The sequence below is a fragment of the Actinoplanes sp. NPDC004185 genome (assembly GCF_053603475.1).
Window position 1 is genome coordinate 39,312 of record NZ_JBSGFR010000019.1, and the last position, 23,775, is coordinate 63,086.

Sequence of the window (23,775 nt, forward strand, 5' to 3'; positions counted from 1 at the left end):
ACGCAGTTAGCCAAGCCGTTGGAGAAGGTCATGACCGAGTACCTCAGCATCGCCGGTAACAAGATCGCTTACGACGTGACCGGCGAGGGGCCCCTGGTGGTCCTCGCGCACGGCATGGGCGACAGCCGCCACTCGTACCGGTTCGTCGCCCCCGCCCTGGTCGCGGCCGGATACCGGGTCGCGAACATGGACATCCGGGGCTGCGGGGACTCCAGTCCCGGCTGGGGCGGCTACAGCCGTACCGACATCGCCGGTGACCTGGTCGCGCTCGTGCGTCACCTCGGTGGCCCGGCCGTGATCATGGGGCAGTCGATCAGCGGCGGCGCCGCGACGATCGCCGCGGCCACGGCGCCGGAGCTGATCGCCGGGGTCATCGAGCTGGCGCCGTTCACCCGTACGCAGACGGCCTCGCTGGGCGGGCTGCTGCGGGTGAAGCGCTACCGGACCGGATCCGTCCAGCTCGGCCTGACCATGGCCCTGGGCAGCCTGCCGGCCTGGAAGAAGTACCTCGACGTGGCGTACCCGGCCAAGCCCGCCGACTGGGCCGGTGAGCTGGCGCGGATCGAGACCACGATGAGCGGGCCCGGCCGCATGAAGGCCCTGCAGGCCATGTGCAAGACCAGCCCGGCCGACGCCGGCGCGCGGCTGCCCGACGTCCGGTGCCCGGTGCTGATCGTCATGGGCAGCCTCGACCCCGACTGGGCCGACCCCCGCGCCGAGGGCGAGAAGATCATCGCCGACCTGCCGGCCGGGCTCGGGCAGCTGGCGGTCATCGAGGGCGCCGGCCACTACCCGCACGCCCAGACCCCGGACGAGGTCGTCGCGCTGTCGCTGCCGTTCCTCGCCCGGACGCTGACCAATGCCTAGGGCCGGACTCGACCGGGCCACGGTCACCGCCGCCGGCGCCGACCTGGTCGACGAGGTCGGCTTCAGCGGGCTCAGCATGGGTCTGCTGGCCGAACGGCTCGGCGTCCGGACGCCGTCGCTCTACAAGCATGTCGCCAGCCAGGCCGACCTGGCCCACGGGATCGCCGTGCTGTCCATGAACGAGCTCGCGGACACCATCCGCGACGCCACGCAGGGGCGATCCGGCCGCGAAGCCCTCGTCGCCGGCGCCCAGACGATGCGCTCGTGGGTGCTGGCCCACCCCGGCCGGTACGCGGCGGGCAACGTCGCCGCCGTCAGGGGGCCCGACGACCCCTTCATCCCGGCCGTCCAGCGGGTGCTGGCCTCGTGGACCGCCATGCTGCACGGCTACCAGCTGGACCCCGACCAGGAGATCCACGCCCTGCGGATGCTGCGCAGCATGCTGCACGGATTCGCGACCCTGGAAGCCGCCGGCAGCTTCCAGATCGCCGCCGACGTCGATGTCAGCTTCACCTGGATGCTCGACTTCATCGACCACGGCCTCAGGGTGCACCGGGCCGAGGCTTCACCTCTCCTGAGCGGCCGTTGATCAAAGCTCGCGAAGTCTTGCCCGATCCTGCCGGTGCCCGCGCCAGGAGTGCCGCAGCGCGCATGAGCCGATATACCGTGCCCGGCAGCAGGTGACCGGCAACGACAGGCGCGTGAGGTATGTGTGGCCCCCATCGGACTCTTCGGACGCCACGCTGAACTCGAGCGGCTCGCCGCCTTCCTCGACGGCGTACGGCAGCACGGCGGCGCCCGCCTGATCAGCGGCGACCCGGGCGTCGGTAAGTCGGCCCTGATGGCCGCGGCGGCCGAGCTCGCCGGCGAGCGGGGCCTGCGGGTGCTGCGTGCTTCCGGATCCGAGTTCGAGGCCGACGTCAGCTACGCCGGTCTCAACCAGTTGTTCCTGCCCGTGCTCGCGGACCTCGACCGGCTGCCGCCCGGCCCGCGGGAGGCGCTGTCGGTGGCGCTCGGCTTCGGCGCCGGCTCGCCACCGGACGTGCTCCTGGTCTGCAATGCCGCACTGCTGCTCATCTCCGAGCCGGCCGCCGGGGCGCCGGTCGTGCTGCTGGTCGACGACGTGCACTGGATCGACCGGGCCAGCGCCGTGGTCCTGGGTTTCATCACCCGGCGGCTGGCGGGACGCCGCGCCGGACTGCTGGCGTCGGCCCGGGCCGGAACGGGCAGCTTCCTGGACCGGCGCGGACTGTCGGAGCAGGTCGTCGAGCCGTTGGACAGTGAATCCGCCGGGCAGCTGGTCACGGCCAACCATCCGGAGATGCCGGCCCGGGTACGCCATCGGCTGCTGGATCTGGCGCAGGGCAACCCGCTCGCCCTGATCGAGCTGCCCGCGACCTTGCTGGGTGCCGCGCGGCGCCCGGTGACGCAGCCCGAGGTCGTGCCGCTCAGCGACCGCCTCCAGGCCATCTTCGCCGCGCGCCTCGCCGGCCTGCCGGAACCGACCCGGCAGTTGCTGCTGCTCGCCACCTTCGAGAGCACCGGTGACGTCCGGGTGCTCCGGGCCGCCCGGCCCGAGGGGATCAGCCTGGCCGACCTGGCCCCGGCGGAACGGGCCCAGCTGGTGCGGGTGGACGACGCCACGGCGCGGATCGCGTTCCGGCATCCGCTGATCCGGTCGGCCATCGTGGCCGTGTCCACGCACGAGGAACGCCGCCGGGCCCACGCCGCCCTGGCCGGCGCGCTGACCGACGACCGGGAGCGCCGGGCGTGGCACCTGGCCGCGGCCGCGGCCGGCCCGGACGAGGCGGTGGCGGAACTGCTGGAGGACGCGGCGCACCGGGTCATGCTGCGCGGGGACGCGTTCGCCGCGATCGCCGCCCTGGTCCGCGCGGCGGAGCTGAGCACGACGAGCGCGGGCCGGGGGCGGCGGCTGGCCGAGGCCGCGTACATCGGTGCCGAGGCCAGCGGGGTCGATGACGCCGAGGCGCTGCTCCGCGATGCCCGCCGGGCGGCCCCGGATGCCGCCGGCTCCCTGCACGTGGCCAACGCGGCTGCCTTCCTCATGCTCAACGGCGACGGCGACGTCAACACCGCGCACCGGCTGCTGGTCGGCGCCATCGAGGCCGGCGATCACGGCTACCGGGCCGATGACCCCGCGCTGGTCGAGGCCGTGCACACGCTGCTGCTGGTGAGCTGGTACGGCAGCACGCCGGAGTACTGGGAGTCCTACTTCCGGGTGCTGCGCCGGCTGCGGCCGGCCCCGCCGGAGGTTCTCGCCCTGGTCAGCGAGACCTTCCCCGATCCGGTCCGCACCGGGGCGGCGGCGCTGCCCCGGATCGACGCGATCCTGCGGTCGCTGGCCGACGAGGCGGATCCCACCCGGATCATGCGCGTCGGCACGGCCTCGGTCTATCTGGACCGCCTCGGCGACTGCCGCGAGCCGTCCTGGCGCCTCGTCCGGCAGGGCCGCGACGGTGGCCCGCCACGCCGGCACCTCGGCGCCCTCATGCACCTGTGCCTGGACGACTTCCTGGTGGGCCGGTGGGACGAGGACGAGGAGCTGGCCCTGGAGGGGCAACGGATCTGCGACACCAGCGGCTTCCCGTTCTTCGCGTGGTACTTCCGGTACAACCGGGCGCTGGTCGCCGCCGGCCGGGGCCGTTTCGGGGAGGCGTACGCGCTCGCCGACGAGATCACCAACTGGGCGCTGCCGCGGGGCGTGGCGGCCGCGGCCCTGTTCGCCCACCAGCCGCGCGCGCTCGCCGCGTCGGGACAGGGGGACTTCGAGGCCGCGTTCCGGCATGCCGCCGCGATGAGCCCGCCCGGCGTACTGGCCGCGTACGTGCCGCACTGCACCTGGGTCATGTTCGACCTGGTCGAGGCGGCGGTGCGGACCGGGCGCACGGTCGAGGCCCGGGCCCACGTCGAGGCGATGCGGGCCGCTGACGTGGGGGCGCTGTCGGGACGGATGGCGCTGATCCAGGCCGGTGCCGAGGCGCTGGTGCTCGGCGGCGACGAGCCGGTGGACCGCCTGGAGGCGCTGCTGGCCGGTCCGGCCGCCGAGCGCTGGTTGTTCGACGCCTCCCGGGTCCGGCTGGCTGTCGGTGAGCGGCTGCGCCGTACGAGATCATCCGCGCAGGCCCGCCGGCACCTGCTCGCCGCGTGCGACGGTTTCGCCGCCATGGCGGCCGAGCCGTGGCTCGCGCGCACCCAGGCCGAGTTGCGGGCGGCCGGGCACCGGCCGGCCCGGCCACCGGAGGGTGAGCTGAGCGCCCTGACGGCCCAGGAACGCCAGATCGCCCAGCTGGCGGCGAGCGGGCTGACCAACAAGCAGATCGCCGAACGGCTGTACCTGTCGCACCGCACGATCGGCGCCCACCTGTACCGGATCTTTCCCAAGCTGGGCGTCACGTCCCGGGCCGGGCTCCGGGATGCTCTGTCGCCGCCTGCTGATGGGCCGCCTCGGCGCTGAGCCGGCCGGCCTGGTCCTCCTTGTCCTCCAGCAGCCGTTCCAGCAGCCGCCGGGTGGTGGGATCGTCGGCGCCGACCCAGCGCACCGCCTCCTGCAGCGTCTGGACCAGGATCCGCACGCCGACGAGGTTCTGCGTCACGACGGCGGTCAGGTCGCCGTCCGGGAAGGCCCGGAAGGCGATCCGGGACCGGGCGCTCAGCTGCTGCGGGTCGTGGTCGCCGGTGGCCCCGAGGTCCCGGATCCGCGCCGCGAGCAGCCGCACGCTGTCACGGTCGTGACCGGCGCAGGCGCGGAGGAAGTCCGCCAGCGCTCGCGCCGAGGGTGCCGGAACGGCCACCGCGTGCTGGTCGTACTGCAACGAGGACACGAGCAGGCTGGCCAGCAGCACGTTCAGCAGACGGGTGGTCGCCGTCAGGTCGGCCCGGTTCGACGGCGTCACCGGCCCGTCGTCCAGGTCGAACAACGCGCGGTCGCGGACCTCACGCGTCCGCAGCACGGCGGGCGGTGCTGCGGTTTCCCGTCCTGATGGGCTCGTCACGCCGTCGATCGTCGAGCACCGACCGCTGCCGCGCATCTGTCAGATGACCTAAGCCGCACCGGCCGCGATCGCCGCGGATCCGGCAGTCGGATGACTGAGCAGGATCCGCCCGGGCGCCGCCAGATTGGGAGCTGCAACCAGCGGCACCGATCGAGGAGAAAACCGATGACCATCAACCACGGCTTCCACGCCACCATGACCGCCCGGCCCGGCCAGGGTGACGCGGTGCTCGCGTTGCTGCTCGGCGCGCCGTCACTGTCCGACGACGACTGCGTCGTCTTCCTGGTCGGCCGCTCGGCCGGCCACCCGGACACCGTGCACGTCACCGAGGGCTGGACCAGTGCCGAGGCGCACAGCCGGTTCTTCGCGACCGCCGCGGCCCAGGAACTGGTGGCCGGGCTCCAGCCGCTGCTGGCCGGCGAGTCGCAGTACACCGACGAGGTACCGGTCGGCGGCAAGGCCACGTTCTGAGCACCCCTCCCCCACGAACCCCTCTCAGCGACAGGACTTCACCATGACCGAGCACCGTCCACCCTTCGACCCCGAGCTGGGCCGACTCCTGGCCGGCCTGCCACCCGTACCGGAACTCACCGACGAGGTCCTCGCCCAGATCCGCCCGTACTCGTCGGGACCCGTCGAAACCCTGCTCGCCGGCCGCGCCGTCGACCGGCGCGAGGTCGCCATCACCGGTACGGACGACGCCCCGATCACGCTGTCGGTCCTCAGCCCGTCCGGCGGCCCCCGTCCCACCGCCGCACCGTGTGTGTACTGGATGCACGGCGGCGGCATGGTCATGGGCGACCGCTTCTCCCAGCTCGACATCCCGCTGGAATGGCTGGACGAGTTCGGCGCGGTCGTGATCACGGTGGAGTACCGGCTGGCCCCGGAGCACACCGGCACGACCCCGGTCGAGGACTGCTACCGCGGCCTGCTCTGGGTCGCCGAGCACGCCGGCGAGCTCGGCATCGACCCGGCCCGCATCGTCGTGGCCGGGACCAGCGCCGGCGGCGGCCTCACCGCCGGGGTCGCCCTGCTGGCCCGCGACCGCGGCACCCCGGCCCTGGCCGCCCAGGTGCTGATCTGTCCCATGCTCGACCACCGCAACACCACCGTCTCCAGCCGCCAGTTCGCCGGCGGCCCGGGGACATGGACCCGCGAGATGAACGCGTTCGGCTGGCGGTCGCTGCTCGGCGATCTCGATCCCGGCGCCGTGCCCGTCCAGGTCTCCCCCGCTCTCGCCGACGACCTGTCCGGCCTGCCACCCGCCTACATCGACACGGGCTCGGCCGAGGTCTTCCGCGACGAGGACGTCGCCTACGCCAGTCGCATCTGGGCCGCCGGGGGCGTCGCCGAGCTGCACGTCTGGGCCGGCGGCTTCCACGGGTTCGACGCGTTGTACCCGCAGGCGCGGTTGTCCGCCGCGGCGCGCCGTACCCGTACCGCCTGGCTCTCCCGGGTCCTGGACCCGGCCGACGCCGCGCAGGGAGCTGGACGATGAGCTCCGGGCACCGCGCCGCGTTCCTGCACGAATTCCTGCGTGACCCGTTCACCGTCGCCGCCGTCGCTCCCAGCAGCGGGCCGCTGGCCGACCTCATCACCGCACCCGTGCCCCGCGGCGGCGACCCGGTGGTCGTCGAGCTCGGTCCCGGCACCGGCGCGTTCACCGCCGCCGTCCAGCGGCGGCTCGCCGGCCGCGGGCACCACATCGCCGTCGAGATCAACGAACGGTTCGCCGGGCTGCTGGCCGGCCGGTACCCGCAGCTCGATGTCGCCGTGGCCGACGCCCGCAACCTGCGTGAGGTGCTGGCCGAACGCGGTCACCGGCACGCCGACGTGATCGTGAGCGGACTGCCGTGGGCGGCGTTCGCCGGGAGCCGGCAGGACGAACTGCTGCACGCGGTCACCGGCAGCCTGGCCCCGGACGGCGCGTTCACCACCTTCGCCTACACGCTGGCCCGCTGGGCCCCGCCCGCCCGCCGGCTGCGCCGGTCGCTGGGCACCTGCTTCGACGAAGTGGTCACCGGCCGGACGGTGTGGGCCAACGTGCCCCCGGCGTTCGTCTACTACTGCCGGCGGCCCCGCGTACCCGTACGGCCGCCCGCGCTGGTCCCGGCCTAGCATGGCGCGGCGACGCAGAGTGCTGGCGAGCGTACGCCCGGCCGGCGAGCAGCACCGGGCGACGCCGTTCGAGCTCTTCTTCGACCTGGTGTACGTCTTCGCGACCACCCAGATCACCGCCTACCTGGCCCACGAACACACCGCGTACGGCGCGGTGCAGGGCCTGCTGGTGCTCGCCCTGCTGTGGGGCACCTGGTCCGGCTACACCTGGCTGGGCAACCACTCCCGGGCCGACCGGGGTCTGCTGCGCGCGGGCATGGTCGTCGCGATGGCGGCCATGTTCGTGGTCGCCCTGGCCATCCCCGAGGCGTGGCACGACGCGCCCGGCGGCCTGCCCGGCCCACTGGTGCTGGTGTGCGCGTACCTGCTCGTCCGGTCGGTGCACCTGATGGTCTACGCCGTGGCCGCGACCGGTGACGCGGGGCTCCGGCGCCAGATCACCATCACCTGGCTGCCGCTGCTGGTCGGTGCGGCCCTGCTGGTGCTCGGGGCTCTGCTGGGCGGCTGGGCCCAGCTGGTGCTGTTCACGGTCGCCCTGCTGGTGGACTGGGCCGGCATCTACGTCACCGCCCGGCACGGCGCCTGGCGGCTGCACAGCCCGGCGCACCTGACCGAACGACACGGCCTGTTCATCATCCTGGCCCTGGGCGAGTCGGTCGTCGCGATCGGAGTAGGTGCGGGCGGCCAGCCGATCAGCGTGCCGCTGCTGGCCGCCGCGGTGCTGGGCGTCGGCGTGGCCGTCTGCCTCTGGTGGCTGTACTTCGACGTGGTGGCGTCCGCGGCCGAACGCCGCCTGCTGCGGGCCGACGGCCAGGCCCGGGTCAGCCTGGCCGTCGACGCCTACACGTACGGGCACTTCCCGCTGGTCGCCGGCATCGTGCTCACCGCGCTCGGCGTCGAGGGGGTGGTGGCGCACGCCGGCGACACGAAGCCGCTGGGCGCGTGGTACGCGCTGTCGCTCTACGGGGGTGCGGCGCTGTACCTCGGTGGGCATCTGCTGTTCGCGTACCGGATGCACGCGGTGCTGAGCGCGCCCCGGCTGATCGCGGCCGGGGTCCTGCTCGCGGCCGTTCCGGTCGCTGTGGTGCTGCCGCCGGCGGCCGGGCTGGCCGGCCTGGTGGCGGTGCTGACCGCGCTGATCATCACCGAGACGAACCGGCGGGCATGAGAGCCAGGACCGCCGGCCGCATCACTCCCGGCAGCCACTGCTCACGCTGCGGCGCCGGAGGTCAGGCCGTCATCGGCCGCGGAATGTGCGGAGGAAGAAGAGGAACACGTTGAGGATGTCGAGGAAGATGGCCGCCGCCAGCAGTGGCGCGGACGCGACGTCGGAGGAGCGCCTCAGCCGCTGGAAGTCGACCATGATGAGAGCCGCGAAGATCACCAGGCCGAGGACGGAGTAGATGAGGGCCCCGTTCGGGATGTTCACGAAGATCAGCACGATCCCGAACAGGAGCAGGCCCACCAGCGCCCAGAAAGACACCCGGGCCAGCGCCGTGAGGTCGCGCCGGGTGGCGTAGCCGGCCGCGCCGAACGCGGCGACGAACAACGCTGTCGCGGCCGCGGCCTGCCAGAGGGCCCGCGGATCGGTGCTGGCGTAGTAGACGAGCGTCGGCGCGACCGCCACCCCCATCAGCAGGCCGAAGGCCGCCAGCAGGGCCACCGTCGCCTGCCGGGAACGGCGGACGGCGAAGTGCATGGCGATCAGGGCGGCGAACGACAGCAGGTACGCGCCGAAGGCGACCAGGGCGGGAAAGTCACGACCGAGGTAGGCGCCGAGGGCGAACTCACCCCTCCAGCATCCTAGGAACCTAGTCGATGACCGAACGAAGGAGGTTCACAGCGGGAAGCGGCCCTTGCGCCAGCGCCAGTGGCCGCCGGCCTTCAGATGGTCGACGATCGCGCGCTGCAGGGTCGTTGCGCGGGGCAGCTGGTCGAGCGGTGTGCTCAGCGTACGGAACACGAACCGCAACGCCTCCTCGTCCGCGTCCAGGCCCTCCGGCTCCTCGTACGGCTCCAGCTCGAACCGGCGCTGGAACCGCACGATGTTGGAGTCCTCGGGCAGATACTCCAGCAGTTGCGGATCCAGCAGCCAGGAGCCGCAGGAGAACTCCGTGTACCGCTCCTCGGGGAAGTGGCGCGGAAAGAACGCCCGGGCCTCGTCGAGCGACGCCGTGACCGCCTGCGGGGTCAGCGGGCCCGACTCGGGGACGTGCAGCCCGATGGCCGTGGCGCCGCGCTGGTGTTGCAGCCGGCCCAGCTCGTACAGGCCGCCGCGCGCGTGCAAGGTCAGCCAGCTCTGCATGACCGGCCAGCCCTCACCGCGCATCCGCCGGTCGACGGCTAGGTTGCGGCCTAGATCCGCGAGGGTCAGCCACGACACCGCCCTGGCGATGCCGTGCTCACGGTGGTACGCCGTGACGACGTCCACCAGGGCCAGATACGCGTACACGTACAGGTGCCGCCAGGCCGGTCCCCGGTCGCGCGGCAGCACCGGGCCGGGCGCCAGCCAGTCGAAGCCCCCGAGGTCGGCGCGCACCAGGGCGGTCGTGCGGTCGAGCAGCCAGCGCAGCTCGGGCGTCCACCGCGGAGAGTCCGGGTCGGGCCAGCCGGCCATGATCTCCGCGGCGTCGTCCGGCCGTACCGCCAGCCGCTCGAGCATCGCCGGTGCGTCCGCCTTGGCGGGCAGCGGAGCCGACGGCCGGTCACCGGCGAGCCGCTGCACGCGCTCGACGTCCTCGACGGGCACTCCGAGCCGGGCAGCGATGTCTTCCAGATCCACGGGCCCGACCCTACCGGCCGATCCGTCACTCCGGGCCCGTGACGGATCGGCCGGTAGGGCTACCGCCGCGCGCCGGGCGGGTCCGAGACGCTTCCGGTCACCGTGCCCAGGTCGGCCAGGCCGCGCCCCGAGCCGGACAGCGCGAGCCGGATCCGTTCGACCGGCTCGGGCAGCTCGTCGGCGATCGTCGGCACCGTCAGCTCGGCCGTCAGCCGGTCCGGGGTCAGCTGGGCCGAGACGCCGAAGTGTTCGAGCTCCGACAGCGGCCGGCTCGGTTCCGCCTCCTGGCCGCCCCCCTCGGTCAGCCAGTCCGGAGGTACGTCGGTGGTGGACAGTTCCGGTTCGGCACCCGGCGGCCGGACGGTCGCGTCCACGTAGATCCGGCCTTCGATGGGGTCCGACAGGGTGATCCGCCACCGCAGCGGGTCACCTTCCACCACCGAGTCGTCGACCGGTTCGACGGTGACCTGCGGGACCGGGTCGTCGTCGCGTACCCGGACCAGGCCGATCCAGCTGCCGACCTGCACGCCCCGCAGGGCCTTGACCTTCACCACGAGCCGTTGGTCGGAACCGTAGAGCCGGTCGCCCGCGACGGTGAACGGCACCGGGACCGTGCTGCGGCCGGGGCGGACCGCGGCGACCCAGGAACGCGTCCGGCCGGTGGAGAAGTCGGCCAGGAACAATCTCACCCGGCCGGCGCCGCGGCCGGTGACCCGGACCGGCACCTGCACCGTACGTTCGCCGGCATCGTTCTCGTCGACAGTGAGGTCATCGGCGTCGATGCGCGGCAACGCGTCCGGCCGTGCTGCCGGAAGGCCCGGCCGCCACCCCCACGCGTCGATGAGCCAGGCCGTTCCGCCGGGACTCCGCGGCACCAGCCTCAGTTCGGCGAGCGACGTGAGGCCCCGCAACGGCAATCGCACCTCCTGCGCCCAGTAGCGGGGCAGGTTCTCCGAGAAGGGCAGCCCGTCCAGCGTCACCGTGCCGAGGTCGGCGCTACGGCCGTGGCGGTCGGTGGCGACGACGCCGATCCGCGTACCGGTGCTGCCCGGCGGGACGATGAGCCGCAGGGCCAGATCGCCGGCGACCGGCCGTGGGCGCGCCGGACGCAGACCGGTCGCCTCCCCCGGTTTCGACCAGGTCAGCTCGACCGAGTGCCGGCCCGGCTCGTCGGTGGCCAGGTCGATTCCCACGAAGTGCGGCGACCACGCCCAGAGGCTGTCGTCCGGGTGGGCCAGGCAGGCCCGGCCGGGATCAGGGTCGACCTGCTCGCAGAGCCGGCCGTGCCCGGTGACGGTCAGCGATTCGTCGGGCAGCACCGCGGGCGTCCGGCCGGCGCCCACGGCGTGGCTGAGCACCCGGGCCGGATCCGCCGACGGGGCCCGGACGCCGGTGCCGTCGAGCAGGGGCCGGACACGGTCGTCACCGGCCACGAACGCCCGCGCCGCGGCCGCGATGTAGGTCGCCCCGGCCCGCTGCTGCTGGGCCGCGGTCAGCCGGGCCGGCCGGCCGGGGCTGCACACCGGATCGTCGACACCGCGCGGGAAGTCGTCACCGGCCGGCGCGACGGCCTGTCCCGGCGTCCACTCGGTGTTGAAGTAGTTGTGGTTGGCGCCGACCATGAACAGCGCGCTGTGCATCGCCGCGCCGTTGCTGACGCCCCGCGTGGCGTCGACGTCCATCTGACCGGACAGGTCGGCGACGTCGTTGTCGCAGCCGGGCAGCAGCACGGCGGCCGGCACATCCGGCGCCTGGTTCTGCCCGAACGCCGTCGGGCCGATCAGCAGCATGCCGCGCACTGTCCAGCGCACCGGGCCGTGGTAGCCGTCCCGCGCGGCGGGCGGTGGGGTGAGGCTGTCGATGGCCGCCCGGTTGGCCCCTTCGCCACCGCGGGAGTGGCCGATCAGCAGTACCCGGCTCGGGTCGGCGGGCGGGGCGGCCCGAGCGATCGCCGGCGCGCCCGATCGCCGGGTCCCGGCCCATTCCGCCCACCGCGCGAGATGCGCCCGGATCAGCGAGGACCGGGCCTGCGCCCCGCCGTCACCGTCGGACTCGTCCTGCGCGTTGATGCCGTTCGCCGAGATCGAGATGGTGAGGTAGCCCTGCGAGGCGAGCAGGTCCTGGGCCTGACGGTAGCCGCGGTAGCTGGGCAGGGGCCGGCTGCCCGCGGGGCACGGCCAGCGGTAAGCGGTGCTGTCCGGCCCGCCGTAGCAGGTCGCGTGCTTGCCGTGCAGGAACAGCGCCAGCGGGCGCGCGCCGGGCGCACCCACGGGCGCTGTCACCAGCGCCTGCATCTCGACCGCAGCCGGATAGCCGGGCAGCGTCAGCGGAGGCAGCGTGTACTCGCCGGACCGGATGCGGTAGGGACCGGGAACTCCGGGATCCACCGGATTCGCGGGCAGCGCCGGGCCGGGGGCGGCCGTCCCGGGTACGGGGCCGGAGCGCCGGGTCGAGGCCGGGGCGCGGTCCAGCCGGCGCCCGCCGGCCCGGACCGTCAGGCCGGTCGGCGCGGTGGTACCGGACCAGCGCAGGGCGAAGGTGTGCGCGTCGAGCCGGCGGGCCACCCCGAGCCGCCGCACCCCCGTCCAGAACTCGACCGCCGCGTCACCGACCGGGATCGCCTCCGGCGACCGCCAGGTGACTGTGTCGCCGCTGATCCGCCAGCCCGTCCCGGGCGCCGAGGGCGACGGCGCAGCGCCGTGAGCCGCCGCCGGGATCGCGCCCGGTACCCCCGCGCCGACGGTCATCGGGACGAGAGCCAGAGCCGCCAGGGCCACGATCCTCACTGCAGCTGGGTCTTCTTGTAGAAGCCGCTGTCGATGAGCATCTTCTCGTAGTTGGTCTTGTTCACGATCGCCGTGTCGAGCAGCGTCGACGGCACGACCTTCACGCCGTTCTCGTAGTCCTTGTTGTTGTTCGTCGTCGGTTTCTGGCCCTTGAGCACGGCATCGGCCATCTGCGCACTGGTCCTGGCCAGTTCCCGGTAGTCCTTGAAGATCGTCGAGTACTGCTCCCCCGCGATGATCGACTTCACCGAGGCCACTTCGGCGTCCTGGCCGGTCACGACCGGGTACGGCTGGCCGGCCGTGCCGTAGCCGTTGCTCTTGAGCGCGGAGACGATGCCGATCGACAGCCCGTCGTACGGCGACAGCACACCGTCCACCCTCAGGCCGGAACGGTAGGTCGAGGTCAGCAGGTTCTCCATCCGGTCCTGGGCGACCGCCGGCTTCCACCGCAGGATCGCGATCCTCTTGAAGTCGGTCTGCTTGCTGGGCACCTTCAGTGTGCCGTCGTCCAGGTACTTCTTCAGCACCGACATGGCGCCGTTGTAGAAGAACGTCGCGTTGTTGTCGTCCGCCGAGCCGGCGAACAACTCGACGTTGAACGGGCCCTTCGCGGAGCCCTTGGACCCGTCGGCGTTGAGCAGCTTGAGGCCGGTCAGCAGCGAGGTCGCCTGCTGCACGCCGACCCGGAAGTTGTCGAAGGTGGCGTAATAGTCGACGTTGGGCGAATTACGGATCAGCCGGTCGTACGAGATCACCGGGATCTTGTTGTCCGCCGCGCTCTGCAGCTGGGTGGTGATCGCGGTGCCGTCGATGGGCGCGATGATCAGCAGCTTGGCGCCCTTGGTGATCTGGTTGTCCAGCTGGTTGATCTGGGTGGGGATGTCGTCCTCGGCGTACTGCAGGTCGACCTTGTAACCCAGGGCCTCGAGCTCCTTCTTGACGTTCTCGCCGTCGCCGTTCCACCGTTCCGAGGACCGGGTGGGCATGGTGACGCCGATCAGCGCGCCGGCGTTGCCGGTGCCGGCCGCCGTCTTCTTGTCGGCCGTCTTCTCGCTGGAACCACAGGCGGCCAGGGGGAAGGTCAGGACGACGGCCGATGCGGCCGCCAGGATGCGGGTGTATCGCATGCACGAACTCCTCAATACTGCACGGGCGGGTGCGCCGGCGGAACGATCCCGACCGTAGGGAGCGCGGCGTTGTTCGTGTTCGGCGTCGGCTGCTGAACAACCAACGCTGGACATCGGCGAGGACAATGGCCGCGACGAATGGAGGGCCGGTGCCCCGACAGGAACGTCCGCTGGAGTCCGAGGAGACTCCCCTGCTGCGGTTCGCCGGTGACCTGCGGCGCCTGCGGCGGCGGGCCGGCCTGCCCTCGTACCGGGAGCTGGGCAAGCGGACGAGCTATTCGGCCGCGGCGCTGTCCGAGGCGCTGTCCGGCCGCCGGCTGCCGAGCCTGGCCGTCACCGTGGCGATCGTCCGGGCCTGCGACGGCGACATCGGCGACTGGACCGAGCGGTGGCGGCAGCTGGCGGCCGCGCAGCCGGGCGCGGACGGCGAGGCGCCCATGCCGTACGTGGGTCTGGCTCCCTACCAGGTGGACGACGCCGACCGGTTCTTCGGCCGCGAGGCGTTGACCGACACCCTGCTGACGCTGGTCGAGGAACGGCCGTTCGTCGGGATCTTCGGCTCCTCCGGGGCCGGCAAGTCGTCGTTGCTGCGGGCCGGCCTGGTCGCCCGCAGCGCGCGCACCGCGATCGTGGTGACCCCGGGAGCCGACCCGATCACCGAGCTGGCGGTGCCCATCGCGAAGCTCGCCGACGAGCCCGCCGACCGGGTCCGGGACGACCTCACCGCCGACCCGCAGGCCCTGCGCGGCTGGCTGGCGAAGGCCGCCGCCGACCTGGTGCTGGTCGTCGACCAGTTCGAAGAGGTGTTCACGCTCTGCGACGAAGCCGCCCGGCTGTGGCTGATCCGGGCGCTGACCACGGCCGCGGGCCCGCAGAGCCGGGTGGTGATCAGCGTCCGCGCCGACTTCTACGGTCGCTGCGCCCGCCACCCGGAGCTGGTGGCCGCGTTGCACCGGGCCCAGGTGCTGGTCGGCCCGATGTCCACCGAGGAGCTGCGGTCGGCGATCACCGGACCGGCCGCCCACGCGGGCGCCTCGATCGAGACGGCGCTGCTGGCCCGGCTCGTCTCGGACGTCAGCGGGCAACCCGCCGTGCTGCCGCTGGTGTCACACACGCTCGCCGAGACCTGGCGGCGGCGGCGCGGCGTGGTCCTGACCCTGACCGGCTACGAGGATGTCGGCGGCATCGAGCACGCTCTCGCGCGTACCGCCGAGCACACCTTCGACCAGCTCACCGAGGCCGAGCGGGGCACGGCCCGGCTGCTGTTCCTGCGCCTGGTGGTGCCCGGCGACGGCACCGAGGACACCAAGCGGCGGGTCCGGCGGGCCGACCTGCAGGTGCCGGACGCCCTGCTCGACCGGCTGGCCGCCGCCCGGCTGATCACCATCGAGCGCGACAGCGTCACCCTGACCCACGAGGCGCTCCTCAAGGCCTGGCCGCGGCTGGCCGGCTGGATCGCCGACGACCGTGACGACCTGCGCGCCCAGCACCGGCTCACCGAGGCCACCGCGGTCTGGGAGGCCCACGGGTACGACCCCGACACCCTCTACCGCGGCACCCGCCTCGAACAGGCGGCCCGGCTGCGCGACCGGCTCAATCCTCGCGAGCGGGCGTTCGTCGCCGCCGGCCTGGCCGCCGAGGAGGCCCGGAGCCGAGCTGACCAGCGCACCACCCGCCGGCTGCGCCGGTTCACCGCGGGGCTGGCGGTGCTGGCCGTCCTGCTCGCCGGGACAGCGGTCGCCGCGGCGGCGGCCCAGCACCGGGCTGCCCGCCAGCGCAACGAGGCACTGTCCCTGCGGGCCACCGATGCCGCCCGTGACCTGATCGCCACCCGGCCGGTCGACGCCGCGGCACTGGCTCTGGCCGCGTACCGGCTCGCTCCCACTGTCGAGGCCCGCGACGTGCTGCTCCTGGCGCACGCCGCCGCGGGGGCCACCACCCTCGGCCGCGGATACGTGCACCCACCCGGCCGCTTCGCGGTCACCTACGACACCCGCACGCTGGGGGAACGGCTCTGGCGGCGGGACGGTGAGACGTGGCGGCAGGCCGGGCTCCTGCCCACCGCCAACAGCTACCTCCACCTGAGCAGCATCGACGAGCGCCGGGCGATCTACTGGCGCGGCAACACCCGCTCCCAGCTCTGGGACCTGACCGACCTGGACCACCCCCGGTCCGTCCCGGCGCCGGCCGGGCTGGGGTTGATGCAGGGCATGGATCGGACCGGCTCCCTGGTCAGCGCCCTGGGCCCGGACCGTACGGCCAGAGTCTGGCGCGTCGGTGACCGCTCGGTCCGCACCTTGCCGGCCGCCGATGTCGTCGGGACGGCGGTGCCGGCCGACGGCTCGGGGATCGTCCTCAGCCGGCGCACCGGTGACCAGGACGTCATCGAACGCTGGACCCTCGACGGCCGCCGGACCAGCACTCTGCTGCGGGTCCCGCACCCCGGGATCGTGCAAGCCGGACCGGCCGGACTGATCGGGGTCACGTCGTACGCGAGCGACACGACCACCACCGTCCTGGACGCGGCCGACCCCCACGCGCCACGGATCGTGGCCCGCGCCGGCGGCCTCGACGAGACGACCGGTCTGACCTTCGACGCCGCCGGACGCACCGTGGCGGTCGTCGACGGGGCCGGGGCCCAGGTCTGGGACACCGCGACCGGCCGGGACGTCCTGCGGCTGCACACCCAGGGCCTGCGCCTCAGCTCGCCCCGGCTCAGCGGCAACGACCTGGCCGTCCTGGACGGGAAGTCGGCGATGTGGCGCATCGACCCGGACCTCGCCGCGGTGATCCGGCAGACGTGTGCCCGAGGTGTCGGCGTGGACTGGCACCGGTACTTCCCCGGCGCCAGTCGTCAGGCACCGTGCTCCTGAGACATCTGATTTTTTAACTTCTTCGGCATCCCGCTGACCCGCTGTAGACACAGGAGCAGGGAGGAGCCTATAAATACATCAGATGTCTGGGGCCTGTCGCGGTCGTACGTCGGCACGGGCCAGCACAGAGCAGGAGCCTCGGTGACTGAGCGCATCTCGTCCGTCGACACCTTCGACATCCGGTTCCCGACGTCGCGGCACCGCGACGGTTCCGACGCCATGAACCCGTTCCCGGACTACTCCGCCGCGTACGTCGTGCTGCGGACCACCGCGGGCGGCGAGGGTCACGGGTTCGTCTTCACCGTGGGCCGCGGCACGGAGATCGAGGTCGCCGCCATCCGGTCGCTGGCCACGATGGTCACCGGGCTGCCGGTCGGCGAGCTGGTGGCCGATCCCGGCGCGCTGGCCCGGCGGCTCATCGGCGACAGCCAGATCCGCTGGCTGGGACCGGAGAAGGGGGTCGTGCACATGGCCGCCGGCGCCCTGGTCAACGCGGTCTGGGACCTCGCCGCCCGGCGCGCGGGCCAGCCGTTGTGGAAGCTCCTGGCCGGCCTGACCCCGGAGCAGCTGGTGGCCCAGATCGACTGGCGCTACCTGCGGGACGCGCTGACCGAGGACGAGGCGCTGGCCATGCTGCGCGACGCCGCCCCGGGCAAGGCCGAGCGCGAACGAACCTTGCTGGCCGAGGGTTACCCGGCGTACACGACCACCCCCGGGTGGCTGGGCTACGACGACGAGAAGCTCGCCCGGCTGTGCAAGCAGGCGGTCTCCGACGGCTACCAGCTGATCAAGCTGAAGGTCGGGGCGGACCTCGAGGACGACGTGCGGCGGCTGGCCATCGCCCGGCGCGCCGTCGGCCCGGACGTGCACATCGCGGTCGACGCCAACCAGGTCTGGGGCGTCACCGACGCGATCGGCTGGATGCGGGAGCTGGCGCCGTTCGACCCGTACTGGATCGAGGAACCGACCTCACCGGACGACGTCCTCGGGCACGCCGCGATCCGGTCCGCGCTGGCGCCGATCCGGGTCGCCACCGGCGAGCACATGCACAACGCCGTCATGTTCAAGCAGTTGCTGCAGGCCGGTGCCGTCGACGTGGTCCAGATCGACGCCTGCCGCGTCGGCGGCGTCAACGAGAACCTGGCGATCCTGCTGCTGGCGGCCAAGTTCGGCGTCCCGGTCTGCCCCCACGCGGGCGGTGTGGGCCTCTGCGAGCTGGTGCAGCACCTGGCCATGGTCGACTTCATCGCGGTCAGCGGCACGGCCGAGGGCCGCGCCATCGAGTACGTCGACCACCTGCACGAGCATTTCACCGCCCCCGTACGCATCGAGAACGGCCGCTACATGGCGCCCCGGACGGCCGGGATGAGCGCGCAGATGCTGCCGGCGACCCTGGCGGCGTACCGGTATCCCGACGGCCCCCGGTGGGCCGGCGCCGACTCATCAGATGGAGGACTCCGATGAACCGCAGAATAATGCTCGGTCTGGCGGTCGTCACGACGGTCGGCGTCACGTCGGCCACGGCCGGCTGCAACCGTGACTCGCCCGCGGCCGAGGGCGGGGGCGCCACCGCCCCGATCGTCGGCGTGGACTACCCGAGGTCGGACACCGACTTCTGGAACTCCTACATCCGGTACGTGCCCGAGTCCGCCCGGGCGCTGGGCGTCGAGCTCAAGACGACGAACTCGCAGAACGACGTGGCCACGCTGATCTCGAACGTGCAGACCTTCGTCAGCCAGGGCGTCAAGGCCGTGGTGATGGCCCCGCAGGACACCGCGGCCATCGCACCCAGCCTCGACCAGCTCGCCGCCAAGAAGATCCCGGTCGTCACCATCGACACCCGGCCCGACACCGGCTCGGTCGCCATGGTGGTGCGGGCCGACAACCGCGCCTACGGCACCAAGGCGTGCCAGTTCCTGGGGGCCAAGCTGGGCGGCAAGGGCAAGGTCGTGATGCTCCAGGGTGATCTCGCGTCGATCAACGGCCGCGACCGCACCGAGGCCTTCAACGACTGCATGAAGAAGGACTTCCCCGGCATCAAGGTCTTCGGCGAGGTGACCGACTGGAAGGGCGACGTCGCGGCGTCCAAGCTGCAGACGCGGCTGGCGTCCGACCCCGACCTCAAGGGCGTCTACATGCAGTCGTCGTTCGCCCTGTCCGGCACCAAGCAGGTGCTCAAGCAGAAGGGCCGGCTGGTGCCCCCGAGCGACCCCAAGCACGTCTTCATCGTCTCCAACGACGGCATCCCCGAGGAGCTCAAGGACATCAAGGCCGGCCTCATCGACGCGACGGTCAGCCAGCCCGCCGACCTGTACGCCAAGTACGGGCTCTTCTACGCCAAGGCCGCCGTCGACGGCAAGACGTTCCAGCCCGGGCCGACCGATCACGACAGCACCATCATCAAGGTGCGCGACGGTCTGCTCGAGGATCAGCTCTCCGCGCCGCTGGTCACCGCGGACGGCGCGACGATCGGCGGTGAGAAGACGGCGAAGTACGACGCCACGTCGCTGTGGGGCAACAACTCATGACGACCGGGGAGCCGGTCGTCGAGGCCGCCGACATCAGCAAACGCTACGGATCCACGGTCGCGCTCGACCGGGCCGCCATCACGGTACGGCCCGGCGAGACGCACGCCCTGGTCGGCCGCAACGGCGCCGGGAAGTCGACGATGGTCGCCATGCTGACCGGGCTGCAGGCGCCGGACACCGGCCGGATCACCTTCGGCGGCCGGCCCGCCCCGCCGCTCGGCGACCGGGACGCGTGGCGCCGGCGGGTGGCCTGCGTCTACCAGAAGTCGACGATCATCCCGACCCTCACCGTCGCCGAGAACCTGTTCCTCAACCGGCACGACCGCGGCGCCGGCGGTCTCATCCGCTGGGCCGCACTGCGCCGCTCCGCACGCGAGCTGCTGGCGACCTGGTCGGTCGACGTGGACGTGGACCAGCCGGCGTCGGCGCTGACCGTCGAGCAGCGGCAGTTCGTGGAGATCGCCCGGGCGCTGTCCTTCGGCGCCCGGTTCATCATCCTCGACGAGCCGACCGCCCAGCTCGACGGCACCGGCATCACCCGGCTCTTCGCCCGCATCGAGGCCCTGCGCGCGCAGGGCGTCACCTTCCTGTTCATCAGCCACCACCTGCAGGAGATCTACGAGATCTGCGACGTGGTGACCGTCTTCCGCGACGCCCGGCACATCCTCACCACCGAGGTGGCCGAGCTCGACCGCGCCGCCCTGGTGGCGGCGATGACGGGCGAGGACGTCAGCCTGGCCGCCGACCCGCACCGGCGGCCGCCGGCCGCGGACGCCGAGGTCCGCGTCGTCGTCCGTGACCTGGTCACGGCCTCCGGCGCCGAGGCGTCGTTCGAGGCCCGGGCGGGCGAGGTGATCGGGCTGGCCGGCGGGGGCGGCAGCGGCAAGTTCGAGGTGGCCGAGGCCCTGGTCGGACTGGCCCGGCCGGCCGGGGGCACGGTCGCCGTCGACGGCCGTACGCTGCGCCGGGGCAGCGTGCCGGACGCGCTCGCGGCGGGCGTGGGCCTCGTCCCGCAGGACCGGCACCGGCAGGGCCTGGTGCCGCTGTTGTCCGTGGCCGAGAACATCACCATGACCGTGCCCGAGCGGGTCGGCCGGCGCGGTCTCATCTCGTCGGCCCGGCGCGATGCCTTCGCCGGCCGGTTCATCAAGGACCTGGCCATCAAGGCGTCCGGCCCGCAGGTGCCGGTCTCCGACCTGTCCGGAGGCAACCAGCAGAAGGTGGTCATGGGCCGCGCCCTGGCCGGCGACCCCAAGCTGCTGGTCCTCGTCACCCCGACCGCCGGCGTGGACGTGCGATCCAAGCAGACCCTGCTCGGCGTGGTCGAGCAGGTCCGCCGGCGCGGCAGTGTCGTGCTGGTCGTCTCCGACGAGCTCGACGATCTGCGCGTCTGCGACCGGGTCCTGGTCATGGTCCGGGGCCGGGTCGTGCGGGACATGCCGTCCGGCTGGCGCGACAACGACCTGGTAGCCGCCATGGAAGGGGTCGATCTCGACCATGTCTGACACGCTCTCCGGCACCACCGCTCCCCCGGCCGCCCCGGCACCGCCGGCCGCCCGCCGTACCCTCGCCCTGGCCCGGCTGCGCGACCTCGCGCTGGTGCCGGCCATCGTCGCCGTCGCCATCGTCGGTTTCATCGTCAGCCCGGTGTTCCTGCAACCGGACAACATCATCAACGTGCTGCAGAGCATGTCCGAGATCGCCATCGTGGTGCTGGCCGAGACCCTGGTGCTGATCGCCGGGAAGATGGACCTGTCGCTGGAGTCCACCTTCGGGCTGGCCCCGGGCGTCGCGGCCTGGCTGATCGTCGACCCGGCGGTGACCCACGGCCTCGGCGTGCACGCCCTTCCGGGCGCCCTCGCCGTCCCGCTGGTGCTGCTGACCGGCGCGCTGATCGGCGCCTTCAACGGCCTGCTGATCGTGCGCTTCGGGCTCAACGGCTTCATCGTCACGCTCGGCATGCTCATCGTCCTGCGCGGCCTGCTCACCGGCATCTCCGGCGGCAAGACCTTCTTCGCCCTGCCGGAGTCCATGACCTACCTCGGCTCCACATCCTGGCTGGGCGTGCCCGCGTCGATCTGGATCACCCTGGCCCTGTTCGCCGTGGCCGTCGTGGTCCTCGGCTACACCCGGGCCGGGCGCTCGCTCTACGCGATCGGCGGCAACGTCGACGCCGCCCGGGCGGCCGGCATCCGGACGGACCGGGTCGTGTGGCTGACCCTGATCATCGCCGGCACGCTGGCCGCCCTGGCCGGCCTGCTGATCAGCGGACGGCTCGCGTCGGTCACGGCGGCGCAGGGCGACGGGGCGATCTTCCAGGTCTTCGCCGCGGCCGTCATCGGCGGCGTCAGCCTCAACGGCGGCAAGGGAACCGTCTTCGGCGCCTTCACCGGCGTGCTGCTGCTCTTCATGATCATCAACGTGCTGACCCTGGGCGGCGTGCCGGCCCAGTGGACCAACTTCCTCAACGGTGCGGTCATCCTGGTCGCGCTGGTCGTCTCCCGGATCACCGGCGGCAAGGCCCAGACCTGAGCGCGGCGCTACAGCTGGTGCCGCGGGGCGGCGGCCAACACCGTACGCAGCCAGGACTCGGACGTGTTCACGTGGATCAGCGCGCTCGCCTGGGCGAGCAGCTGGTCCCGGTCCCGCAGCGCCCGGTAGATCGCCTCGTGCTCGCTGAGCGTGACGTGTGCGGAGCCACCCTCGATCAGCCCCCGCCACACCCGCGCCCGCAGGGTCTGCCCCGAGAGCCCGTCGAGCAGCGAGGTCAGCGTCTCGTTGCCGGTGACCGCGATGACCGTGCGGTGGAACGCGGCGTCGTACCGGATGAGCTGCTCGGCGTCCTCGGCCGCGCCCCGCATGTCCTCGAGGATCTCGCCCAGCCGGGCCACGTCGGCGTCGGTGATCCGCAGGGCGGCGACGCCGGTGGCCACCGGCTCCAGCATCCGGCGCACCTCCATGACCTCCAGCAAGGTGTCGTCGCGCAGCAGCTCGACGGCGACCCCCAGACCCTCCAGCAGCAGCCGCGGCGCCAGGCTGGTCACATAGGTGCCGTCGCCGCGGCGCACGTCGAGCACGCGGGCCGCCTCGAGCACCTTGACGGCCTCCCGGACGCCGCTGCGGGACAGGCCCATCTCCTGCGACAACTGCTGCTCGGTGGGCAGCCGGGCGCCCGGCGGCAGCTCCCCCGACTGGATCAGCCCACGGATCCGCGTGATCGCCTCGTCGGTCAGCGCCACCGGATCCTCCCGCAAGCCATGAGGCACTCATCGTAACGTCACCGGCGGGCGTCCCGCGGTCGTCCGGCGGTCAGTGGCCGTCCGGCTGGGCCCACGGGTCGCTCGCCGGAATGCTGCCGGTGTGTGGTGGCAGGTCGCGCTGCGGTGTGCCTCCGCTCGGGATGTCGGGGCCGAAGTGCGGTTGCGGCGCCACGACCAGCACGTACCGGTTGCGCTGGACGGCCTCGAAGAAACGGCTGGAGGGCGGCAGGGCGAGCAGCACGAGGGCCGCCAGGGCGGCCAGGACCGTCAGCGCGTCGAGCAGGCCGGCGCTGATGCCGTACGCGGCCGGCAGGAACCGCGCGACCGTACCCTCGCCCGCGGAGCCGGACGGCGCGTGGATGGGGTCCGACAGGTTGCCGAGCCCGCCGCACACCAGGAAGATCCCGCCGAGCACGTACGTGGTCACCCGGGCGTTCTTGCGGCCCTCACCGTTGAGCACGGCCAGCAGGGCGGCCCCGCCGACGAAGAAGATGTCGAGCGTCGCGCCGACGATGCTCCGGAATCCGGATCCCGTGTCGCCGGTGTAGGCATCGCGGTAGACGCTCAGGTCCGTGTTGACGAAGACCAGCTCCAGGACGGCGGACAGCAGGGAGAGCCCCACGACACCGAACAACAGCGCGGACGCGAACCGCACAGTGGTCGGTGACCGCGGGGGTACCGGTGGTGCCAGACGCATGCGACACAAGGTAGCCGCTCGGGGCCCGGCGCGGCGGCCCCGACCGACGGCGCAGCGCCGCAAGGGCTCGGAGGGCACGATGACGGCCCTGGATGTCAGTGCTGTCGGTGGGCGGTGGGCCGGTAGACCAGTTCCTGGGTGTGGCCGTCCAGGGTGCGGCTCTCGAGCAGTTCGAGGTCGAAGTCGCCCGCACCGCCGAGGATCGGGCTGGTCCCGGTCCGGCCGGAGATGACGGGGAAGATCGTCACCTGGATGCGGTCGACCAGGCCGGCGGCCAGCAGGGACCAGTTCAGCGACAGGCTGGCCTGCGAGCGCAGCGGCACGTCCGACTCCTGCTTGAGCCGGGTGACGATCGCCACCGCGTCACCGCTGACGATGGTCGCGTCCGGCCAGCCCAGGGTGTCCCGCAACGTCGAGGAGATGACGGTGGCCGGCATGCGCATCGTCCGGACGTTCCACTCGTCGAGCGTGTGCGGATCGATGCCCGAGGACATGATCTCGGCGTTCTCCCGGAACGTGGTGGCCCCGAAGACCATCCGCTGCTCGGTGCCGAACAATGCGGCCCGGTGCGCGAGCAGTTCCGGGCCCTGCTTGCTCCAGTAGCCGCCCCAGTCCGCCCCCTCGGCGTACGAGCCGTAGCCGTCGAGGGTCGAGAACACATCCCAGGTGTAGACAGCGGTCATGTCGGTTCCTCCTTGATCGGTTGTCTCATCCTCCCCACGAA

General features: G+C 72.7%; 19 protein-coding genes and 1 pseudogene. 12 read left to right on the forward strand and 8 right to left on the reverse strand.

What is annotated here, in order from left to right; genetic code table 11:
- Positions 1-30 precede the first annotated feature (30 nt).
- From ACWEOZ_RS20625 to ACWEOZ_RS20635, 3 genes are all read left to right on the forward strand, one after another.
- Complete coding sequence (locus ACWEOZ_RS20625; RefSeq protein WP_451912285.1) at positions 31-867, forward strand: alpha/beta fold hydrolase; 837 nt, start codon at positions 31-33, stop codon at positions 865-867.
- Entirely contained in the window at positions 860-1,456 is a 597-nt protein-coding gene (locus ACWEOZ_RS20630) for a TetR/AcrR family transcriptional regulator (protein WP_451912286.1), read from the forward strand. The genes ACWEOZ_RS20625 and ACWEOZ_RS20630 overlap by 8 nt, the downstream gene beginning before the upstream one ends.
- Positions 1,457-1,579: 123 nt before the next feature.
- Positions 1,580-4,342 (forward strand): ATP-binding protein, encoded by a 2,763-nt coding sequence (locus ACWEOZ_RS20635; RefSeq protein WP_451912287.1) that lies wholly within the window; start codon positions 1,580-1,582, stop codon positions 4,340-4,342.
- On the opposite strand, the gene ACWEOZ_RS20640 is transcribed toward ACWEOZ_RS20635, so the two are convergent.
- Positions 4,278-4,880, reverse strand: coding sequence for a ferritin-like domain-containing protein (locus ACWEOZ_RS20640; protein WP_451912288.1), 603 nt, complete (start codon positions 4,878-4,880; stop codon positions 4,278-4,280). The two genes, ACWEOZ_RS20635 and ACWEOZ_RS20640, sit on opposite strands and share 65 nt — an antisense overlap.
- 165 nt (positions 4,881-5,045) lie before the next feature.
- On the opposite strand from ACWEOZ_RS20640, the gene ACWEOZ_RS20645 reads away from it, so the two are divergent.
- The 4 genes from ACWEOZ_RS20645 to ACWEOZ_RS20660 are packed head-to-tail and all read left to right on the forward strand — an operon-like array spanning position 5,046 to position 8,166.
- Positions 5,046-5,351 carry a putative quinol monooxygenase gene (locus ACWEOZ_RS20645; RefSeq protein ID WP_451912289.1) on the forward strand — a complete coding sequence of 102 codons (306 nt, stop codon included), beginning with the start codon at positions 5,046-5,048 and terminating at the stop codon, positions 5,349-5,351.
- A 43-nt stretch (positions 5,352-5,394) separates the two neighbouring features.
- Entirely contained in the window at positions 5,395-6,378 is a 984-nt protein-coding gene (locus tag ACWEOZ_RS20650; protein ID WP_451912290.1) for an alpha/beta hydrolase, read from the forward strand.
- On the forward strand, positions 6,375-6,998 hold the full coding sequence (locus tag ACWEOZ_RS20655; RefSeq protein WP_451912291.1) for a class I SAM-dependent methyltransferase: 624 nt from the start codon (positions 6,375-6,377) through the stop codon (positions 6,996-6,998). The genes ACWEOZ_RS20650 and ACWEOZ_RS20655 overlap by 4 nt, the downstream gene beginning before the upstream one ends.
- Before the next feature lie 19 nt (positions 6,999-7,017).
- Positions 7,018-8,166: a low temperature requirement protein A gene (locus ACWEOZ_RS20660; protein ID WP_451912292.1), complete on the forward strand. Its 1,149-nt coding sequence runs from the start codon at positions 7,018-7,020 to the stop codon at positions 8,164-8,166.
- Between the two features lie 69 nt (positions 8,167-8,235).
- Here the strand turns inward: ACWEOZ_RS20660 and ACWEOZ_RS20665 are convergent.
- The 4 genes and pseudogenes from ACWEOZ_RS20665 to chvE form a co-directional block, all read right to left on the reverse strand.
- A pseudogene (locus ACWEOZ_RS20665) lies at positions 8,236-8,769 on the reverse strand (Bax inhibitor-1/YccA family protein); the annotation flags it as partial.
- A gap of 66 nt (positions 8,770-8,835) precedes the next feature.
- The gene (locus ACWEOZ_RS20670) at positions 8,836-9,780 is read right to left on the reverse strand and encodes an acyltransferase domain-containing protein (protein ID WP_451912293.1); all 945 of its coding nucleotides are present in this window, start codon (positions 9,778-9,780) and stop codon (positions 8,836-8,838) included.
- A gap of 59 nt (positions 9,781-9,839) precedes the next feature.
- The gene (locus ACWEOZ_RS20675; protein ID WP_451912294.1) at positions 9,840-12,566 is read right to left on the reverse strand and encodes a hypothetical protein; all 2,727 of its coding nucleotides are present in this window, start codon (positions 12,564-12,566) and stop codon (positions 9,840-9,842) included.
- On the reverse strand, positions 12,563-13,693 hold the full coding sequence (gene chvE / locus ACWEOZ_RS20680; RefSeq protein ID WP_451912295.1) for a multiple monosaccharide ABC transporter substrate-binding protein: 1,131 nt from the start codon (positions 13,691-13,693) through the stop codon (positions 12,563-12,565). Before chvE ends, ACWEOZ_RS20675 begins: the two co-directional genes overlap by 4 nt.
- A 149-nt stretch (positions 13,694-13,842) precedes the next feature.
- Between chvE and ACWEOZ_RS20685 the strand changes: the two genes are divergently transcribed.
- The 5 genes from ACWEOZ_RS20685 (at position 13,843) to ACWEOZ_RS20705 (ending at position 21,626) form a co-directional block, all read left to right on the forward strand.
- Positions 13,843-16,566 carry an nSTAND1 domain-containing NTPase gene (locus ACWEOZ_RS20685; protein WP_451912296.1) on the forward strand — a complete coding sequence of 908 codons (2,724 nt, stop codon included), beginning with the start codon at positions 13,843-13,845 and terminating at the stop codon, positions 16,564-16,566.
- Positions 16,567-16,707: 141 nt separating this feature from the next.
- Entirely contained in the window at positions 16,708-18,030 is a 1,323-nt protein-coding gene (locus ACWEOZ_RS20690; RefSeq protein WP_451912297.1) for an enolase C-terminal domain-like protein, read from the forward strand.
- Entirely contained in the window at positions 18,027-19,094 is a 1,068-nt protein-coding gene (locus tag ACWEOZ_RS20695; protein WP_451912298.1) for a sugar ABC transporter substrate-binding protein, read from the forward strand. Before ACWEOZ_RS20690 ends, ACWEOZ_RS20695 begins: the two co-directional genes overlap by 4 nt.
- A complete protein-coding gene (locus tag ACWEOZ_RS20700; protein ID WP_451912299.1) occupies positions 19,091-20,599 on the forward strand; it encodes a sugar ABC transporter ATP-binding protein in 1,509 nt (502 codons plus the stop codon). Before ACWEOZ_RS20695 ends, ACWEOZ_RS20700 begins: the two co-directional genes overlap by 4 nt.
- Positions 20,592-21,626, forward strand: a complete 1,035-nt coding sequence (locus ACWEOZ_RS20705; RefSeq protein WP_451912300.1) for an ABC transporter permease — start codon at positions 20,592-20,594, stop codon at positions 21,624-21,626. The genes ACWEOZ_RS20700 and ACWEOZ_RS20705 overlap by 8 nt, the downstream gene beginning before the upstream one ends.
- Positions 21,627-21,634: 8 nt before the next feature.
- Here ACWEOZ_RS20705 and ACWEOZ_RS20710 read toward each other — a convergent pair whose 3' ends face one another.
- The 3 genes from ACWEOZ_RS20710 to ACWEOZ_RS20720 all read right to left on the reverse strand — a co-directional run bounded on the left by ACWEOZ_RS20710 (position 21,635) and on the right by ACWEOZ_RS20720 (position 23,734).
- Positions 21,635-22,333, reverse strand: coding sequence for a FadR/GntR family transcriptional regulator (locus tag ACWEOZ_RS20710; protein ID WP_451912301.1), 699 nt, complete (start codon positions 22,331-22,333; stop codon positions 21,635-21,637).
- Positions 22,334-22,403: 70 nt separating this feature from the next.
- Entirely contained in the window at positions 22,404-23,051 is a 648-nt protein-coding gene (locus tag ACWEOZ_RS20715; RefSeq protein WP_451912302.1) for a hypothetical protein, read from the reverse strand.
- A 95-nt stretch (positions 23,052-23,146) separates the two neighbouring features.
- Positions 23,147-23,734 (reverse strand): dihydrofolate reductase family protein, encoded by a 588-nt coding sequence (locus tag ACWEOZ_RS20720; RefSeq protein ID WP_451912303.1) that lies wholly within the window; start codon positions 23,732-23,734, stop codon positions 23,147-23,149.
- Positions 23,735-23,775 lie beyond the last annotated feature (41 nt).

Bases quoted from the DNA above. Each gene is read 5' to 3' on its own strand.
- ACWEOZ_RS20625 (WP_451912285.1), top strand. From the start codon at position 31: ATGACCGAGTACCTCAGCATCGCCGGTAACAAGATCGCTTACGACGTG.
- ACWEOZ_RS20630 (WP_451912286.1), top strand. From the start codon at position 860: ATGCCTAGGGCCGGACTCGACCGGGCCACGGTCACCGCCGCCGGCGCC.
- ACWEOZ_RS20645 (WP_451912289.1), top strand. From the start codon at position 5,046: ATGACCATCAACCACGGCTTCCACGCCACCATGACCGCCCGGCCCGGC.
- ACWEOZ_RS20650 (WP_451912290.1), top strand. From the start codon at position 5,395: ATGACCGAGCACCGTCCACCCTTCGACCCCGAGCTGGGCCGACTCCTG.
- ACWEOZ_RS20655 (WP_451912291.1), top strand. From the start codon at position 6,375: ATGAGCTCCGGGCACCGCGCCGCGTTCCTGCACGAATTCCTGCGTGAC.
- chvE (WP_451912295.1), bottom strand. From the start codon at position 13,693: ATGCGATACACCCGCATCCTGGCGGCCGCATCGGCCGTCGTCCTGACC.
- ACWEOZ_RS20695 (WP_451912298.1), top strand. From the start codon at position 18,027: ATGAACCGCAGAATAATGCTCGGTCTGGCGGTCGTCACGACGGTCGGC.
- ACWEOZ_RS20700 (WP_451912299.1), top strand. From the start codon at position 19,091: ATGACGACCGGGGAGCCGGTCGTCGAGGCCGCCGACATCAGCAAACGC.
- ACWEOZ_RS20705 (WP_451912300.1), top strand. From the start codon at position 20,592: ATGTCTGACACGCTCTCCGGCACCACCGCTCCCCCGGCCGCCCCGGCA.
- ACWEOZ_RS20715 (WP_451912302.1), bottom strand. From the start codon at position 23,051: ATGCGTCTGGCACCACCGGTACCCCCGCGGTCACCGACCACTGTGCGG.
- ACWEOZ_RS20720 (WP_451912303.1), bottom strand. From the start codon at position 23,734: ATGACCGCTGTCTACACCTGGGATGTGTTCTCGACCCTCGACGGCTAC.